General features: G+C 63.3%; 1 protein-coding gene. It reads right to left on the bottom strand.

Annotated features, from left to right (window positions below):
- Positions 1 to 85: 85 nt before the first annotated feature.
- A partial coding sequence (nuoF, locus tag EN935_RS37380; RefSeq protein WP_127374309.1) for an NADH-quinone oxidoreductase subunit NuoF occupies positions 86 to 1,076 on the bottom strand: 991 nt, incomplete at its 5' end.

Raw genomic sequence — 1,076 nt, forward strand, 5'->3', positions numbered from 1 at the left:
TCTCAAATCGGGCCCTTGCCCGTATTTCAAATCGGGCACTTGCCCGTATTTCGCTTCGGGTTTTCGCCCGCATTCAGAAATTCTTCTATTCCGCCGCCACCATCACCGGCTCGGCTCGGTGCGCATTGCGCGAAAACTCGTCGATGCGCCGCTCCACCTCGCCGCGGAAATGCCGCATCAGGCCCTGGATCGGCCAAGCCGCCGCGTCGCCCAGCGCGCAGATCGTGTGGCCTTCGACCTGTTTGGTGACGTCGAGCAGCATGTCGATCTCGCGCTTCTGCGCCTCGCCGCGCACCAGCCGCTCCATCACCCGCCACATCCAGCCGGTGCCTTCGCGGCACGGCGTGCACTGGCCGCAGCTCTCATGTTTGTAGAAATAGGAAAGCCGCGCGATCGCCTTCACGATATCGGTCGACTTGTCCATGACGATGACAGCCGCCGTGCCAAGGCCGGATTTGAGGTCGCGCAGCGCGTCGAAATCCATCGGTGCGTCGATGATCTGCTCGGCCGGCACAAGCGGCACCGAAGCGCCGCCCGGAATGACCGCCAATAGATTGTCCCAGCCGCCGCGAATGCCGCCGCAATGCGTCTCGATCAGCTCGCGGAACGGGATCGACATCGCCTCTTCGACCGTGCACGGATTGTTGACGTGGCCGGAGATGCAAAACAGCTTGGTGCCGACATTGTTGGGCCGGCCGAAGGACGAGAACCAGGCTGCACCGCGGCGCAGGATGGTCGGCGCAACCGCGATCGATTCGACGTTGTTGACGGTGGTCGGGCAGCCATAGAGGCCGACATTGGCCGGGAATGGCGGCTTCAGCCTGGGCTGGCCCTTCTTGCCTTCGAGGCTTTCGAGGAGTGCTGTCTCCTCGCCGCAGATATAGGCGCCGGCGCCGTGGTGCATGTAGATGTCGAAATCATAGCCCGACGTATTGTTCTTGCCGATCAGCTTGGCCTCATAGGCCTCGTCGATGGCGCGCTGCAGCGCCTCGCGCTCACGGACGAACTCGCCGCGCACATAGATGTAGGCGGCAATCGCGCCCATAGCGAAACCGGCAAGCAGCGCACCCTCGACC

Source organism: Mesorhizobium sp. M7D.F.Ca.US.004.03.1.1, assembly GCF_003998635.1.
GTDB classification, from domain to species: domain Bacteria; phylum Pseudomonadota; class Alphaproteobacteria; order Rhizobiales; family Rhizobiaceae; genus Mesorhizobium; species Mesorhizobium loti.